Raw genomic sequence first — 15,148 nt, 5'->3', positions numbered from 1 at the left:
GGAACGCCCTGCGCTTCTTCAACGTCTACGGCCCCGGCCAGAAGATCGAGGCCTACTACACCAGCGTCATCAACACGTTCATCCAGCGCATCCGCTCCGGCCAGGCCCCCACCATCGACGGCAAGGGCGAACAGTCGATGGACTTCATCCACGTCACCGACCTCGCCAAATCCGTCGTCGCCGCCCTCGANTCCGAACACGACTGCAAGCCCATCAACATCGGCACCGGCATCGACACCTCCATCGCCACCCTCGCCAAAATCCTCATCCAAGCCCTCGGCGCCAACGTCGAACCCATCTTCGTCCCCCGCGACGTCCTCGTCACCCGCCGCGCCGCCGACATCACCCGCGCCAAAAACATGCTCGGATGGGCACCAGAAATCACCGTCGAACAAGGCATGACCGAACTCGTCAAGGCAGCACTCGAGCAGTGAGCTTCCCGCCGAACCCCTACAACGAACACGCCTGGATCGCCGGTGATCCGGTCATCGGCCCGGGTACGTGGATCGGGGCATTCACAGTGATCGACGGCTCCGGTGGGCTGACCATCGGAGCCGGGTGCGACATCAGCTGCGGCGTGCAGATCTACACCCATTCGACGGCGAAGCGGTGCGTGTCGGGGCGGGAGTACGATCAGGTGGATCGCGCGCCCGTCACGATCGGCGACCGGGTCTTCCTCGGAGCGAACGCGACCGTGATGATGGGCGTCACTATCGGCGAAGGTGCCGTGATCGGGGCGGGTGCGGTGGTCACCAAGGACGTGCCGCCGTATACGGTCGTCTCTGGGGTGCCAGCCCGGCCGACGGCCACGGTGAAGGTCGACGGAGAAAACGTCAGTTTTGTCCCACTCGCAGGGAGCTAGTGTGCGCATCGCAGTCGTCAACAACTTCTTCCCGCCCCGGGTCGGTGGCAGCGCACACCTGTCCGACGCGCTGGCCCAGGCGTACGCCGCGGCGGGTCACGAAGTGCTGATCCTGACCGCCACGTACAAGGACGCCCCGCTGGAGGAGGTCCGCGGCGGGTGCCGGGTGATCCGGATCCCGGCGTGGACCATCCCGAAGCTGGGAGCGATCAGCTTCGACATCGGGTACACCCTGCGGCCCTCCCTGATGCGCAAGGTCACCAAGATCCTGGACGAGTTCCGGCCGGACGTCATCCACCAGCACGGCCAGTTCTTCGACCTGACCTGGGCCAGCGGGCTGTACGCGCGCAAGCGGGGCATCCCGGCCCTGCTCAGCATCCACACCCGGCTGGAGAGCCCGAAGAAGCCGCTGTTCTCCTTCGTGTTCCGGATGGCCGACGCCATGCTGGTCAACCCGATCCTCCGCTGGTACAGGCCGCGGCTCGTGGTGATGGACGTCCACATGGACGAGTACATCCACACCCGGTACCGCAAGGCGATCGGCGGGCTGGAGAACATCCCGGTGGGCGTCGAGCCCGACTGGCTGCTCGGCGGCGACCGGGCCAAGATCCGGGAGCGGCACGAGCTCGGCGACGCGCCGGTGATCCTGTCCATCGGGCACGTCATCCCGCTCCGGGACCGCATCCAGCTGGTGAAGGCCCTGCCCCGGGTCCTGGAGAAGCTGCCGGACACCAAGCTCCTCGTGGTCGGAGGCGTGTACTACGACGCGTTCCTCAAGCTGGCCGACGAGCTGGGTGTGCGGCACGCGATCGTCGCGCCCGGCGCCGTGCCGAAGTCGGAGATCCCCGACTACGTCGCGGCCGCCGACCTGGAGTGCCACGAGCTGGAGCCCTGGGGCTTCGGCACGGCCAGCCTGGAGGCGATGGGGGCCGGCTGCCCGGTCGTCGCCGTCGTCCGGCCGGACAACTTCCCCGGCATCGAGCTGAAGGACCGCGAGCACCTGTTCCTGGCCCCGCACAACGACGAGGCGGCGCTGGCCGACGCGCTCATCGAGGTGCTGGCCCACCCGGAGCAGGCCCGGCAGGCTGTCGGCACGCACGGTCGCCAGCTGGTCCAGGACCGGTTCTCGATGCAGCAGGTCGTCCGGCAGCACCTGGACGTGTTCGCCGACATGACCAGCAAGAAGCAGATGACCCGCAGCAAGTAGCACCGAGCACACGAAGAAGCCCCGGGCCGATCGGCCCGGGGCTTCTTCGTGCGGTCTGGCTAGGACGCGATGACGGCGTCCACCACGCGGTGCGAGGGCAGGATGCGACGGCGCTCGTCGTCGGCGTCCGCCCGGCCCGCCAGGATGTCCAGGAACCGGTCCAGCTGGGCCGCGAGCGGCTCACGGGCCGTGATCAGCTCCGGGATCTCGATGATGCTCTGCTGACGGTAGCCGCGGCCCTCGGGGGTGGCGGCGTCCAGCGAGACGTGCCGGTAGATCGTCACGTCGCGGCGGAGCAGGTCCACCTCGACGAGCCGGTCGACCTCGTTGATGACCAGCGTACGGACCTTGCGGTGCCCGATCCGGCTGGCCGAGACGCTGGCCATGCCGGTGCTGAAGGTCAGCATGGCCTCGGCCACGTCCTCGGCGCCGCTCAGCGAGCTGGGGTGGAAGTGGCCCAGCGCGCCCTTGGCCGACACCGGCTCGACGCCGCCGAAGACCTGAATCGCCAGGTCCACGTCGTGCACCAGCAGGTCCCAGGCCACGCCCGTCTTGATCCGCGGCGCGTACGGCGAGTGCCGGGTCGCGGTGACGTGCACCGGGTTGTCGATGAGCTGCAGCGCGGTGATGACGGCCGGGTTGTACCGCTCCAGCAGGCCGCACATCAGCGGGATCGAGTTCTTCTCGGCGAGCGCCACGACCTCTTCGCTGTCGGCGAGGCTCGCGCAGACCGGCTTCTCGATCAGCAGCGGCACACCGGCGTTGAGCACCTCGAGGGCGAGGTCCTTGTGGGCCTCGGTCGCCGAGGCGATGACGACGGCGTCCACACCGGACAGGTCACCGAGCTCCGGCGCCCAGGTGGTACCGAAGCGCTCCGCGACGGACTTGCCGTGCTCCTCGCGCAGGTCGACCAGCTTGACCAGGTCGGCCTTCTCGTGCTGCGAGATGACCCGGGCGTGCAGCGAGCCCATGTTGCCCGCGCCGACCAGCGCGATCTTCGGGTTGCTCATGCGCCGAGCACCTCCCGCACCGTGGCGACGACGGTGTCGACGTCACCCTCGGACAGGTGCTGGTGCACCGGCAGCGAGACGCAGCCGGCCACGACCTTCTCCGCGACCGGGGTCGGGTCGACGATCACGCCCGGGTGGTTGCGGTAGCAGTCGTAGTCGTGCATCAGCTTCGGGTAGTAGATGCCGCAGCCGACGCCCTTCTCGGTCAGCTTGGCGATGAACTCGTCACGGCTGACAGCGGCGTCGTCGCCGAGCACCACGGTGTACTGGTGCCACACGTGCGAGCGGCCCGGCAGCTCGGCCGGGAGGCGCAGGCCCGCGATGCCGGCCAGGCCCTCGTTCAGCCTGGCCGCGTTGTCCTTGCGCCGCTTGACCTGGTCGCCGTACGCGGCGAGCTGCGGGATCGCGATGGCGGCCTGGAGGTCGGTGAGCCGGTAGTTGTGACCGGCCATCTCGTACTGGTACCGGGCACGCATGCCCTGGTTGCGCAGCACCCGGAGCTTGTCGTCGATGGCGTCATCGTTGGTGGTGATGATGCCGCCCTCGCCGGTGGAGAGGTTCTTGGTGCCGTAGAACGAGAAGGTGCCGATCCCGAACGTGCCGGCGCCCTTGCCGTCGATCGTCGCGCCGTGCGCCTGCGCGGTGTCCTCGACAACGTGCAGGCCGTGCTTGGCGGCGAGCGGCGCGATCGCGGTCATGTCGGCGGCCTGGCCGTACAGGTGCACGGGCATGAGCACCTTGGTCTTCGGGCCGATCGCGGCCTCGAGCGCGGCCGGGTCCACGTTGAAGTCTTCTTCGCGGATGTCGGCGAACCGGGCGGTGGCACCGGCTTCCAGGATCGCGTTCAGCGTGGCCACGAACGAGAAGGGGCTCGTGATCACCTCGTCACCCGGCTGCAGGTCGAGCACCTGGAGGGCCGCGACAAGCGCCGTGGTGCCGTTGTTGACGGCTACCGCGTGCTTGGCGCCCACCAGCTCGGCGAACTCCCGCTCGAACCGCGCGACCATCGGGCCCTGGGCGATCATGCCGGACCGGATGACCTCGACTGCGAGGCGCTCGGCCTCCTCGTCGAGCTTGACTTTGGAAATCGGGATCACGAGCGCACTCCTCGATAAACTCTTGATAGCGTCCGTGACCGTACCAGGCATGTGACGATGCTCGCCAAGCCGCCCGCGACGCGGTGTAACGGCCTACATTGCCGTGCTACGGTGGCATCCGTTCTGTGCACACTCTTCGCGTCTTCGCGCAGGCCAGCTTTCGCCGCGCGGGCCAGGAAAGGTCGATCCGATCGTGGTGGTGACCACAACCCCCGGTAGCCCCGGAGAAGCCGTTCCCGCGGAAGCCGCAGAGGCCAAGAGCGGAAGCAAGCTCAAGCGCTGGGCCACCCTGGCCGTCCGTTACCTGATCATCCTGGCCATCGCGGGCTTCCTCGTCACCAGCGTGATGAACAACTGGTCGGACGTCGAGCACACCTGGAAGCAGCTGGCCTGGCAGTCGATCGCCGCCTCCCTGGTGATGGCGATCGCTGCGATGTTCGTCAACACCCTCGCCTGGCGCGCGGCCCTCAAGGACGTCGAGCACGACATCAGCGTCCCGGCCGCCGCGCAGATCTGCCTGGTCGGCGGGATGGCCAAGTACCTGCCCGGCAGCGTGTGGGCCTACCTCCTCCAGATGGAGCTGGGCAAGCGGGCCGGTCTCCCCCGGCCCCGCGCCTTCCTCGCATCCCTGCTGGCCACCGGCCTCGGCCTGACCACCGCCCTGGTCCTCGGCCTGGCCGGCGTGCCCACGATGCTCCAGGAGGCCAGGGACGGCGCCGCCGACTACGCGGGCGCCGTGCAGGTCTCCCTCTGGATCATGGCTGGCCTGCTGCCGATCGCCCTGCTGTGCGCGGTCCCCGCGGTCCTGACCCGGCTCGTCCAGCTCTTCCTGAAGCTCGTCAAGCGCCCGCCGCTGGAGAGCCCGCTCACCTGGGCCGGTGTGCTCCGCGTCGTCGGCTACAGCGCCCTGGGCTGGACGTTCTTCGGCCTGCACCTGTGGTTCCTGATCAACGCCCAGGCAGCCCCGGGCATCACCGGCATCCTGGTCTGCATCGCGGCGTTCGCCATCGCGATGAATGTCGGCATGTTCGCCATCATCTCCCCCTCGGGCCTCGGTGTCCGGGAGGGTGTCCTGGTCGCGGCCCTGGTGCCCTTCCTGAGCGACAAGCCGGGCGCCGTCGGTGCCGCACTGGGCATCGCCCTGGCCTCCCGCCTGATCCTGACCATCGCCGACGTGGTGACCGCCGGCGCCTCCTGGGTCACCGCCTTCAAGCTCGGGGCCACCAGGACCCGCTGAGGCTTCAGATCAGAGCAAAGCAAGATCAAAATCATTATCTGGTACGGGCGGCGATGCACTCGCCGCCCGTAACCGTCTCCGGGTCACACCAGCGCACGCCCGGCCTCCGGAGCACCGTACCGCTTCCTCACGGGACCAGGCCGGCACAGCACCCGGCCGGGGGCTACGTCCCCCGTACAAACTCATGCCCTTGACCTGGCTCCTGATCTAAGGCGCAGTGGCCCGCTGAGGGCGAGGCTGGCAAGCATTGAGCCCGCCTAGATACCGGTGTTGTATCTAGGCGGGCTCAATGCGCAGTCCAGCGTCGTTCTCAGCGGGTCTTAACGGTCACAAGGCGGGTGAACTCTCGGGGGAGGTCGTAGCCGTCCCAGATGGCCGCGAAGTCCAGGGCCTGGCCCAGTGGCACGATCCGGTCGACGCCGCGGCCGGCCAGCTCGTTGGCGAAGGCCAGCAGGTCGTCCTCGCCGAAGCCGAAGTGGGTGACCGTCTGGTCGCGGCGGACCACCAGGCTGGCCATCTCGCTGAGCGAGCCGAGCCGGGCCTCCGGGAAGGTACCGACGCCCAGCCAGCGGCGGGGCGGGGTCTCGGGCCTGGCGAGATCCACCGTGGCCAGCGCGTTGCCGGTGAAGTGGATGCCGGTGGCCTCGCCCTCGATGGCCATGCCGTAGGTCGCGACGCGCTTCTCGACGGCCATCGCCGGGTCGACCAGCGGCTGCTTGGCGGTGAGGACGCCCTCCAGCAGGGTGCGGAACTCGGCGCGGGCCGAGGAGACCTGGCTCTCCTCACCGATCCAGAAGATCGTGCGGGGCGAGGAGCAGGCGGCCTGGTCGAACCAGTACGCGTCGTTGTAGCAGCCCTCCGCCGCGCCCTTGCGCTCCTCGGCGCTCGCCGCGTGCCAGCCGGCCGCGGAGATCACCGAGAACGAGGCCCGGTCGGGGAACGTGAGGTCGCGGGCCGCCGGGGCCAGCGGGTGCTTGCGGATCTCGTGCACGGAACGGTCGCCGCCCCAGATGACCCGCAGGTCGCACGCAGCCGACAGCGCCGCAGTGACCTTGTCGTCGCGGCCGTAGGTGACCATGCGCTGGGTCTGGGCGATGATCGGGTCGGCCTCGGCCAGCGTCTCGTTCAGCGCGTCGAGGATGACGGTTGCCGCGCCGGCCGAGCGGGACGAGATCCGCACGATGTTCGGGTTGCCGGCGAGGGCCGACAGCGCCCAGGAGTACACGAAGATGGTGTCCACATTGGCCGGCGGCACGTGGAAGACCAGGCCACGGCCGAAGCGGAGCTGACCGGGCTCTGAGCCCAGCCGGGCCACGGCCTTCTCCAGCTCGACCCGGCGGAGGAAGAAGCCCAGCGAGGCCAGCTCGGGGAACCGGCGCGCGACGCTCGGCTTGAGCAGCTTGCGCGCGAAGGCTACCAGGAAGCTGATGACCCGCTCGTCGCCGACCTTCAGCGGCTGCCGCTCGGGGCGCACGCCCTCGATCAGCTCGGTGATCTCGACCGGCGGGCCGGCCGGGAAACGCTGCTCGATCACTTGTCGCCTCCGAAGGTGTCGCTGCAACCACGGGCCTCGGCCTTGGGCAGCCGGCCCAGGATGGAGAACCGCTTGCCCGGCCATGCGCCGTCGTCGATCCCGTGTACGACGCCGAGGTCCTCGGTCAGCAGCACGTGACCCGGGTAGGACTTCGGCAGGGTGGAGATCACCTCGACCACGCCCGGTACGCCGACCGGCTGCTCGGCCCAGGTCTCCGGGTCGCGGATGATGATGTCGGCGTGGTCAGGGCAGTACAGCTCGGCGGAGCTGCCGGTGCTGTCCGGGCCCTCGAGGTAGATCACGCCGATCTGCTCGACCATGCCGTAGAAGTTGTGGATCCGGGTCAGCCCGGTGTCCTCTTTGAACCTGCGGCGGAACTCCGCGTTGTCCACCGACTGGTCGATCAGCTTCTTCCAGCCACCGGAGTGGATCAGGATGCCGTTGGACAGGTCGAGCTTGTGCTCCTTGGCCAGCTCGTACAGGTACAGCCAGGCCATGAAGGTGAAGCCGAAGATCAGGAAGGGCTCGCCGCCATGCTTGGCGAGGAACGCAGCCACCGCCTCCGGGTCCGGCTTCTCCTGCTCGTCGAGGATGAAGGTGTGGTCGCGGCCGAAGTTCATCATGCCGAGGACGCCGGCCCCGCGCGCCGAGAACGACTTGCGGTTGGTGAACAGCGCCTTGGTGTCGGCGAGCAGCATCGGCAGCCGCTTCGGGCCGAGGACGCTCTGCATGGTGGCGGAGAGCATCTTCTGCTGGGTACCGGCGGCTTCCTTGTCCAGGAAGATCCGGCTCACGTCGCCCGTCGTGCCCGAGGAGGTCAGCACCTTGAAGACGTCGTCCTCGGTGATGCTCTTGATCGCGTGCTGCTTGAACAGCCGGACCGGCAGCCACGGCAGGTCGGCCAGGGTCTTGGCCTCGACGGTGCCCAGCGCGCCCAGCAGCCGGTCGTACTCCGGGGAGTGCGTGCGGTGGTGCTCGGTCAGCGCGACCAGCTCGGGAAGGAGAAGCTTCTCCCGCTCGGCCTGGGAGAGGGTGAAGACACTGCTCATGACAGCTCCCGGTAATTGATCTTGCCATTGCTGAGCAGGGGCAGCCGGTCGATCGGGCGGACGTCGAAGCCCGTGCGGTGCAGCTTCAGCCGCTCCGCCAGCAGGCTCTGGATCTCCTTGGCCCGCCCGGCGTCCACGCCCTCGATGTGCACGACGACGCACTCGCTACCGGACACGGCGGCCACCGGGCCCTCGCCGGCCCCGGTGACCAGGGCCTCGATGTCGGCCAGGTTGACGCGCACCCCGAAGATCTTGCCGAACCGCTTCGTGCGGCCCTTCAGCCACAGGAAGCCGTCCTCGTCGACGTGGCCGATGTCGCCGGTACGGAGCACGCCGCCCTCGTCATCGCCACGGGCCAGGTCGGCTGCCGTCTCGGCGTAGCCCATCATCACGTTCGGGCCGCGGTAGACGACCTCGCCGTCCTCGATGGACACCGCGCCGCCGGGCAGCGGCAGGCCGACGGAACCCAGCTTCGCGGCGAGCTTGTCCGCCGGGAGCGTGGTCATCCGCGGACCGGCCTCTGTCTGGCCCCACATCACGTAGAACCGCTCGGACAGGCCGCTGAACTTCTCGATCAGCTCGTCACGGAGCTTGCCGCCGGCCTGGGTCAGCGTGCGCAGGCTCGGGTGCTTGGCCGGCGTCCAGCGGATCTTGGAAAGCATCTCGTAGCTGTACGGCACGCCGGCCAGCGACGTCGCCTCGTACTGGTCGAACGCAGCCCAGAACTCCCTGGCCAGCACCCCGCCCTCGATGACGAGCACGGTGGCGCCCGCGGCCAGGTGGCTGTTCAGCACGGACATGCCGAAGCTGTAGAACAACGGCAGGCTGGTCGGGGCGACCTCGCCGTCCGTGATGCCGAGCACCTCGGCGATGGCGCCGGCGTTGTGCACGATCGCCTGGCGGGACAGCCGGACCAGCTTCGGGTCGCCCGTCGAGCCGGAGGTGGCCAGCAGCACGCCCAGGTCGGGGTGCGGCTGGTGCTCCGGGGCGTTCTCCCTGATCCATGCCTCGCCCAGGACGTCACCGGTCACGTACCCCTTGGGCAGCTCGCCCGGGTCAGCGCCGGCCCCGCCCTCGCCGATCCCGGTGACCACGGCCGGCTCGAACCGGCGGACCAGCTCGGCCAGCGTCTCCGGGGCCAGGGCCGGGTCGAGCAGGGCGACGGGACGGCCGGCGGCGAACGCGCCCAGGTACCGCCGGACCGCAGCCACGGTCTGCCCGGTGCGGGCGAACACCGCGCCGGGCGGCACCGCGTCGTACAGGTCAGCCGGGCTGAGGTCCGCGCCGGTCAGTACCGCGCCCGTCGCGGCGTCGATGACCCGGGCGCTGTCCGCCACCAGTCGCATTACAGCACCAATCCTCCGTCGACCCCCAGCACCTGACCGGTGATGAAGGCCGCGTCGTCACTGACCAGGAACGTGATCGCCTTGGCCACGTCGGATGCCTCGCCGAGCCGGCCCAGCGGGGTCGCCGCCCGCTGCTTGGCCAGCACCTCGTCGGACAGGCCGGCGGTCAGGTCGGTCGCGATCACGCCGGGCGCGACAGCGTTGACCCGCACGCCACGGCCACCCAGTTCCTTGGCGGCCGACTTGGTCAGGGCCTCCAGGGCGGCCTTGGACGCCGCGTACACGCTCTGGCCGGCGCTGCCCTGCGCGCCGGCGATCGAGGCCAGCAGGACGATGGCACCGGTCTTCTTCCGGGTCATCACCCGCGCAGCGGCCTGGACCGCCGCCACCGCGCCGGTGACGTTGGTGTCCAGCACCCGGCGGACGTGGTCCTCCTTGAGCATGCCGAGCAGGCCGCTCTCCATGATGCCCGCGTTGGCCACCAGGATGTCGATCTTCCCGTGCTCACCGGCGATGCCCTTGATCACGGAGCCGACGGCGTCGAAGTCGGTGACGTCGAGGGCGAGGCCGGAGGCCGCGCCGATCTCCTTGGCGACCTCGCTGGCCTTCTCCGCGTCACGCCCGGTGATGATCACCGTGGCGCCGGCCGCGGCCAGCGCCTCGGCACTGGCCCGGCCGATCCCCCGCGTACCGCCGGTGACGACGGCGACCTTCCCGGTCAGGTCAGGCATTGGCGCCCAGCTTCTCGAGCATGTCCACGGCGACCTTGAAGCTGCTCATGTCGATGACCTGCTCGGTCTCGAACTGCACGTCGAACTCGTCCTCGATCGCGGCGACCAGGGTCATGTGGCCGAGGGAGTCCCAGGCTTCGATGTCGCGGTACTTCAGGTTCTCGACATCCACGTCCTCGCCGAGCTCGAGGGCCTCGACGAACACGTTCTTGAGCCGGTCGTTCAGTGACATGTCAGTTCTCCGGGTTGTTGATCTTCGCCCACTCGGTGAGCTGGTCGGACACTTCGGCGGGCAGGCCGTCCGGCAGCGGGGCCTTGCCCTTCAGGTAGAGCTCGACGGCCGCGACCTGGGCCTCGTCCAGCCCACGGCGGGACAGGCCGACGGTGTTGATGCTGACCGCGCGGGCCGGGTTGCCGACCGTGACGGTGTAGGGCGGGACGTCCTTGCGGACCGCTGAGGCCATGCCGACCATCGCGCCGGGGCCGATCTGGGCCCGCTGGTGGACGACGGTGCCCATGCCGACGTTCGCGCGCGACCAGACGCGGGCGTGCCCGGCGATCTGGACGGCGGAGGTGAGGACGACGAAGTCGTCGACCTGGCCGTCGTGGCCGACGTGGCTCTGGGCCATCAGGTAGCAGTCGTTGCCGATCCGGGTCGGCTCGTGCGTGCCCTGGTGGATGGTGACGCTCTCGCGGATGATGTTGCGGTCGCCGATGATCACCCCGGCGCCGGCCACCTCGTCGTCCCAGCCGGCCGGGTGGGGGGCGCCGAGGGACTCCGCCGGGCCGCCGATCGTGGTGTGCGGGCCGATGTGGTTGCCGTCACCGATCACGCACGGACCAGTGATCACGACATACGGGCCGATCAGGTTGTCGTCGCCGAGTTCGACGCCCGCACCGATGATGGCGGTGGGATGGATGCGATTCGCCACTTTAGTCCGTTACTCCGTCGATGTCTGCAAAAGGGGCCAGGGCGCACAGGCCCGGCCCACGCGAGTGTACCCACGCTGCCAGCCGCCCCGCCGCTGGCCGGCTCCCCGGCCAGACCGGCTCACCGGGCCAGGACCCGCCGTCTTACCCGTGGTCGCGGGCTCGCCGGAGGCACCAGCGGGCGTGTGCCGCGGGCAGCTGACAGTACCCGGCGCGTGGCGGGGCTCACCCCCGGCTCCGCTCGCCGGCCCCGAGCCGTCCCCGCTGCTCCCGCCGCCGTCGCAGGCCGGCAGCTGACTGTCCAATGTCGGGGGTGCCGGGTATGGTGGCGGCGCGGGGGCGAGGTGCGGCCCCGGCCCGATTCACGTGAGGACACACCAGCATGACGCAGACGCAGAAATCCGGCGTCCACGACTTCGAGTTCTTTTTCGGTACGTGGAAGCTGATCAACCGGCGCCGCAACCGGGACGGCGTGTGGGAGGAGTTCCCCGCCGACCAGGTCAACGAGCGGCACCTCGACGGCTCGATCCTGATCGAGCACTACCTCGGCCCGTTCCCGGGCAAGGAGGACGGCCCGCTGAAGGCCGTCGCCGTCTACGCCTTCGACCACGACGCCCAGCTCTGGAAGATCGTGTGGCTGTCGAATGTCGAGGCCCCCGACTTCACCCCGCTGGTCGGCAAGTTCAACGAGGACGGCACGGTCGGCGAGTTCTTCCAGGACCTGAAGGACGGCGAGGGCAAGCCGTTCCAGCTCCGGTTCACCTGGGACAACATCACCGAGGACTCGTGCGAGTGGCGCCAGTGCCTGTCCTACGACGGGGTCAACTGGGACACCAACTGGACCCAGAAGTACACCCGGGTCAAGTAAACGGGGCGAACACGGAAAAGCGGCCGGAGGATGATCCTCCGGCCGCTTCACTGTGTGAGCTAGCCGCTGCGCCGGTTCGAGTAGGAACGGCGGGCCGGGATGACGGAGCCCTTGCCCTTCGGCGGGGCGAAGCCGTGCTGCTGCTGGATCTGCTTGCCCTTCGCCCGGCGCTCGGCCCGGGTGAGCTGGGCCTCTTCGGCCGGCTGGGTGGCGTCTGCCGCAGCGTGGTCAGGCTGGGTTTCGTGGTTCTCGGTCATGGGTGTCTCCTGACGATAAGCGTGTGGATGTCCGGACCTGGCCGTCACGCGGGAAGGGGCGTACGGCGGCGGAGGCGATGCCTACCCGTAGAGAAGCTCGAAGAACCACATGCCCGGCACGGTATCAGCCGTTCCCGCCAACCGCATCCGATTTCCCGGCCCGGGCGAGTTCGGCCTGGACGGCGGCGGCGAGCGTGACCGGCGCCCGGCCGAGCAGGTCCGCCAGGTGCGGGGTGGTCCCGGCGAGGGTTCCGGCGGCCATCGTGGTGTGGATGTCGACCAGGATCGCGTTCAGGAAGTCGGGTACGCCCTCGGCAGCCAGGAGGCTGGCCAGCTCGGTGCCGGAGACGGGCCGGTGCTGGAACGGCGTGCCGGTACCGGCGGTGAGCAGCCCGGCCAGCTCCGCGAAGTTCCACGCCTCGGCCCCGGTCAGGTCGTACGCCCGGCCCTCGTGCTCGGGGCCGGGGCTGGCGAGTACCTGGGCTGCCGCCTCGGCGAGGTCGTCACGGGACGCGGTGGCGACCCGGCCGTCCCCGGTCGCGGACACCAGGTCGGGGTCGGCGGTGATGCCGGTGAGGAAGTTGTCGGTGTAGAGCGGGTGCCTCAGGAAGGTGTACGGCAGCCCGGCGGCCAGGATGGCGTCCTCGGTCTTGCGGTGGACCTCGCTGATGCAGGGCGGCAGGCCGAGCGCGAGGCTCGTGTAGACGAGGTGCTTGACGCCGGCCTCGGCTGCGGCGGTGACGGCGGAGGCGTGCTGCCGGTACCGCTCGGAGTGCGGCAGGGCCGTCGTGGAGACGAGAAGCATCCGGTCGACGCCGGCGAACGGGAGGCTGCCGGGTTCGTCGAAGTCGCCTCGGCGGACGTCGACGCCCAGCTCGGCGAGTTCGGCGGCTTCCGCGGGGTTGCGGACGCTGACGGCGACGCGCTCAGCGGGTACACGATGAAGCAGGTGATGGACCACCCGCCGGCCGAACTGTCCATTCGCACCAGTGATCAGCAGCATGCTGGGGAGGTTATGAGCAGCGGATCGGCGCGGGAACGCACGATGCCGAACCGATGCCGAGCCGGTGCCTGATCGCGGCACCGGCCCGGGGAGTCGCTACCGGAGTTCGGCGGCGACCAGTTCCGCGATCTGGACCGCGTTGAGCGCGGCGCCCTTGCGCAGGTTGTCGTTGGAGCAGAAGAACGCCAGGCCGTGCCCGACGGTCTCGTCGTTGCGGATCCGGCCGACATAGGTCGGGTCGTTGCCGGCGGCCTGGAGCGGGGTGGGGATGTCGGACAGCTCGACGCCGGGTGCGCCGGCCAGCAGCTCGCGGGCCCGCTCGACGCTCAGCGGCCGGGCGAAGCTGGCGTTGACCTGGAGCGAGTGGCCGGTGAAGACCGGGACCCGCACGCAGGTGCCGGACACCTTCAGCTCCGGGATCTCCAGGATCTTGCGGCTCTCGTTGCGGAGCTTCTGCTCCTCGTCCGTCTCGAACAGCCCGTCGTCCACGATGGAGCCGGCCATCGGGAGCACGTTGTAGGCGATCGGCCGGGCGTAGAGCTGCGGGGCGGGCAGCTCGACGTTCGCGGCGCCGGAGACCAGCTCCGTCGCGCGGTCACCCAGCTTGCGGACCTGCTCGTCCAGCTCGCCGGCGCCGGCCAGGCCGCTGCCGGACACCGCCTGGTAGGTGGAGACGACGAGGCTCAGCAGGCCGGCCTCCTCGTGCAGCGGGCGGAGCACCGGCATGGCGGCCATCGTGGTGCAGTTCGGGTTGGCGATGATGCCCTTCGGCCGGTTGCGGGCGGCGTGCGGGTTGACCTCGGAGACGACCAGCGGGACCTCCGGGTCCATCCGCCAGCCGGAGGAGTTGTCGATGACGACGGCACCGGCGGCGGCCACCTTGGGCGCCAGCGCGAGAGCCGTGGTCTTGCCCGCCGAGAAGATCACGATGTCGAGGCCGGTGTAGTCGGCCGTCGCCGCGTCCTCCACCGTGACCTCGCCGCCGGCCCACGGCAGCGTCCGGCCCGCCGAACGGGCCGAGGCGAACAGCCGCAGCTCCGTCACGGGGAAGGCCCGCTCGGCCAGAATGTTCCGCACGACGCCACCGACCTGGCCGGTGGCTCCCACAATCCCGATCCTCATCCAGCGAGCCTATCCCCACGGAAGGTTTCAGGCCCACGCCGGTGACCAGCGGGAAAACCCCTTTCATCTCGTACCTGACGAGCCACGATCTCCGTCCGGCGTGGCAACGGCCGCCCCCGCGCAGCACACTCGGTCAGATGAGCATCGAGCGCGTGGACTTCGGCCACATCCTCCGGCCGGCGAGCGAGGCCGGCACCGAGCACCCCCGCGCGGAGCCGGTCCTCGGGTACCTCGTGCGCCGGCCGGAGGGCGTGCTCCTCTTCGACACCGGCATCGGGCGTGGCGACCCGGAGACCGAGGCTCACTACCAGCCGGTCCGCCGGAGCCCGGCCCTCGGCCGGGTCGACATCATCGTCAACTGCCACCTGCACTTCGACCACTGCGGCGGGAATCCGGACTTCCCGGGCACGCCGATCTACACGCAGGCCGGCGAGCTGGCCCGGGCGCGGGCCGGGCAGTACACCTTCGACCACCTGGTGGCTGGCGGCGGCTACGTCGAGCTCGACGGCGAGGCCGAGATCTGGCCGGGTGTCTGGGTTGTCCCGACTCCCGGGCACACCCCGGGGCACCAGTCGCTCGTGGTCCGCGAGCCGGGCGGCGTGACCGTGCTGGCCGGGCAGGCCCGGGACTTCGCCTCGGAGTTCAGTACCGACTGGATGGCCAGGGCGACGGGGGCCGGGCCGTATCCACAGTGGCTGGACCGGATCGCCGAGTTCCGGCCCGGCCGGGTGTGCTTCGCGCACGACCAGGCGGTGTGGGTCCGGGAGCAGGTGGCGTCGCTGGGCTCGTAGGCTGGGGATCAGTAGGAGGTTCTAACTCAATGGCGGTGGTGCTATGGCGAGGTCCAGGAGGCGGCGGAATTCTGCGCAGTCCGGTCGTCTTCTGGGGCCGCCAG

At 69.8% G+C, this 15,148-nt stretch carries 16 protein-coding genes and 1 pseudogene; 6 read left to right on the top strand and 11 right to left on the bottom strand.

The window, feature by feature from the left end; all coding sequences use genetic code 11:
- Positions 1-8 precede the first annotated feature (8 nt).
- From A3G1_RS0132340 to A3G1_RS0132330, 3 genes and pseudogenes are all read left to right on the top strand, one after another.
- The gene (locus A3G1_RS0132340) at positions 9-434 is read left to right on the top strand and encodes an NAD-dependent epimerase/dehydratase family protein (RefSeq protein ID WP_425411421.1); all 426 of its coding nucleotides are present in this window, start codon (positions 9-11) and stop codon (positions 432-434) included.
- Positions 435-637: 203 nt separating this feature from the next.
- A pseudogene (locus A3G1_RS42245) lies at positions 638-793 on the top strand (DapH/DapD/GlmU-related protein); the annotation flags it as partial.
- A 70-nt stretch (positions 794-863) separates the two neighbouring features.
- A complete protein-coding gene (locus tag A3G1_RS0132330; RefSeq protein ID WP_018353649.1) occupies positions 864-2,069 on the top strand; it encodes a glycosyltransferase family 4 protein in 1,206 nt (401 codons plus the stop codon).
- Positions 2,070-2,128: 59 nt separating this feature from the next.
- Here the strand turns inward: A3G1_RS0132330 and A3G1_RS0132325 are convergent, their stop codons facing one another.
- The gene (locus A3G1_RS0132325) at positions 2,129-3,079 is read right to left on the bottom strand and encodes a Gfo/Idh/MocA family protein (protein ID WP_018353648.1); all 951 of its coding nucleotides are present in this window, start codon (positions 3,077-3,079) and stop codon (positions 2,129-2,131) included.
- Complete coding sequence (locus A3G1_RS0132320; RefSeq protein WP_018353647.1) at positions 3,076-4,176, bottom strand: DegT/DnrJ/EryC1/StrS family aminotransferase; 1,101 nt, start codon at positions 4,174-4,176, stop codon at positions 3,076-3,078. The genes A3G1_RS0132325 and A3G1_RS0132320 overlap by 4 nt, the downstream gene beginning before the upstream one ends.
- A 199-nt stretch (positions 4,177-4,375) precedes the next feature.
- Here A3G1_RS0132320 and A3G1_RS0132315 point away from each other — a divergent pair, with 199 nt between their 5' ends.
- The gene (locus A3G1_RS0132315) at positions 4,376-5,413 is read left to right on the top strand and encodes a lysylphosphatidylglycerol synthase transmembrane domain-containing protein (protein WP_245563645.1); all 1,038 of its coding nucleotides are present in this window, start codon (positions 4,376-4,378) and stop codon (positions 5,411-5,413) included.
- Positions 5,414-5,723: 310 nt separating this feature from the next.
- Here A3G1_RS0132315 and A3G1_RS0132310 read toward each other — a convergent pair whose 3' ends face one another.
- From A3G1_RS0132310 to A3G1_RS0132285, 6 genes are read right to left on the bottom strand one after another with little or no spacing between them, the layout of a single operon-like run.
- The gene (locus tag A3G1_RS0132310) at positions 5,724-6,947 is read right to left on the bottom strand and encodes an acyl-CoA reductase (RefSeq protein ID WP_018353645.1); all 1,224 of its coding nucleotides are present in this window, start codon (positions 6,945-6,947) and stop codon (positions 5,724-5,726) included.
- Complete coding sequence (locus A3G1_RS0132305; RefSeq protein WP_018353644.1) at positions 6,944-7,996, bottom strand: LuxE/PaaK family acyltransferase; 1,053 nt, start codon at positions 7,994-7,996, stop codon at positions 6,944-6,946. Before A3G1_RS0132305 ends, A3G1_RS0132310 begins: the two co-directional genes overlap by 4 nt.
- Positions 7,993-9,342, bottom strand: a complete 1,350-nt coding sequence (locus tag A3G1_RS0132300) for an AMP-binding protein (RefSeq protein ID WP_018353643.1) — start codon at positions 9,340-9,342, stop codon at positions 7,993-7,995. Before A3G1_RS0132300 ends, A3G1_RS0132305 begins: the two co-directional genes overlap by 4 nt.
- Positions 9,342-10,073 carry an SDR family NAD(P)-dependent oxidoreductase gene (locus tag A3G1_RS0132295; RefSeq protein WP_018353642.1) on the bottom strand — a complete coding sequence of 244 codons (732 nt, stop codon included), beginning with the start codon at positions 10,071-10,073 and terminating at the stop codon, positions 9,342-9,344. The genes A3G1_RS0132300 and A3G1_RS0132295 overlap by 1 nt, the downstream gene beginning before the upstream one ends.
- Complete coding sequence (locus A3G1_RS0132290; RefSeq protein WP_018353641.1) at positions 10,066-10,305, bottom strand: acyl carrier protein; 240 nt, start codon at positions 10,303-10,305, stop codon at positions 10,066-10,068. Before A3G1_RS0132290 ends, A3G1_RS0132295 begins: the two co-directional genes overlap by 8 nt.
- A 1-nt stretch (position 10,306) precedes the next feature.
- A complete protein-coding gene (locus A3G1_RS0132285; RefSeq protein ID WP_018353640.1) occupies positions 10,307-11,005 on the bottom strand; it encodes an acyl-ACP--UDP-N-acetylglucosamine O-acyltransferase family protein in 699 nt (232 codons plus the stop codon).
- A 380-nt stretch (positions 11,006-11,385) separates the two neighbouring features.
- Between A3G1_RS0132285 and A3G1_RS39290 the strand changes: the two genes are divergently transcribed.
- Entirely contained in the window at positions 11,386-11,871 is a 486-nt protein-coding gene (locus tag A3G1_RS39290; RefSeq protein WP_018353639.1) for a hypothetical protein, read from the top strand.
- A gap of 59 nt (positions 11,872-11,930) precedes the next feature.
- Here A3G1_RS39290 and A3G1_RS0132275 read toward each other — a convergent pair whose 3' ends face one another.
- The 3 genes from A3G1_RS0132275 to A3G1_RS0132265 all read right to left on the bottom strand — a co-directional run bounded on the left by A3G1_RS0132275 (position 11,931) and on the right by A3G1_RS0132265 (position 14,253).
- Positions 11,931-12,128 carry a hypothetical protein gene (locus tag A3G1_RS0132275; RefSeq protein ID WP_018353638.1) on the bottom strand — a complete coding sequence of 66 codons (198 nt, stop codon included), beginning with the start codon at positions 12,126-12,128 and terminating at the stop codon, positions 11,931-11,933.
- A gap of 124 nt (positions 12,129-12,252) precedes the next feature.
- Positions 12,253-13,131 carry an NAD(P)H-binding protein gene (locus A3G1_RS0132270; protein ID WP_018353637.1) on the bottom strand — a complete coding sequence of 293 codons (879 nt, stop codon included), beginning with the start codon at positions 13,129-13,131 and terminating at the stop codon, positions 12,253-12,255.
- Between the two features lie 96 nt (positions 13,132-13,227).
- On the bottom strand, positions 13,228-14,253 hold the full coding sequence (locus A3G1_RS0132265) for an aspartate-semialdehyde dehydrogenase (protein WP_026212748.1): 1,026 nt from the start codon (positions 14,251-14,253) through the stop codon (positions 13,228-13,230).
- 137 nt (positions 14,254-14,390) lie between these two features.
- Here A3G1_RS0132265 and A3G1_RS0132260 point away from each other — a divergent pair, with 137 nt between their 5' ends.
- Positions 14,391-15,044 (top strand): MBL fold metallo-hydrolase, encoded by a 654-nt coding sequence (locus A3G1_RS0132260; RefSeq protein WP_018353635.1) that lies wholly within the window; start codon positions 14,391-14,393, stop codon positions 15,042-15,044.
- Positions 15,045-15,148: the final 104 nt, after the last annotated feature.

The sequence above is a fragment of the Longispora albida DSM 44784 genome (assembly GCF_000379825.1).
GTDB classification, from domain to species: Bacteria; Actinomycetota; Actinomycetes; order Mycobacteriales; family Micromonosporaceae; genus Longispora; species Longispora albida.
This window is presented reverse-complemented; position numbering and strand designations above follow the sequence as displayed.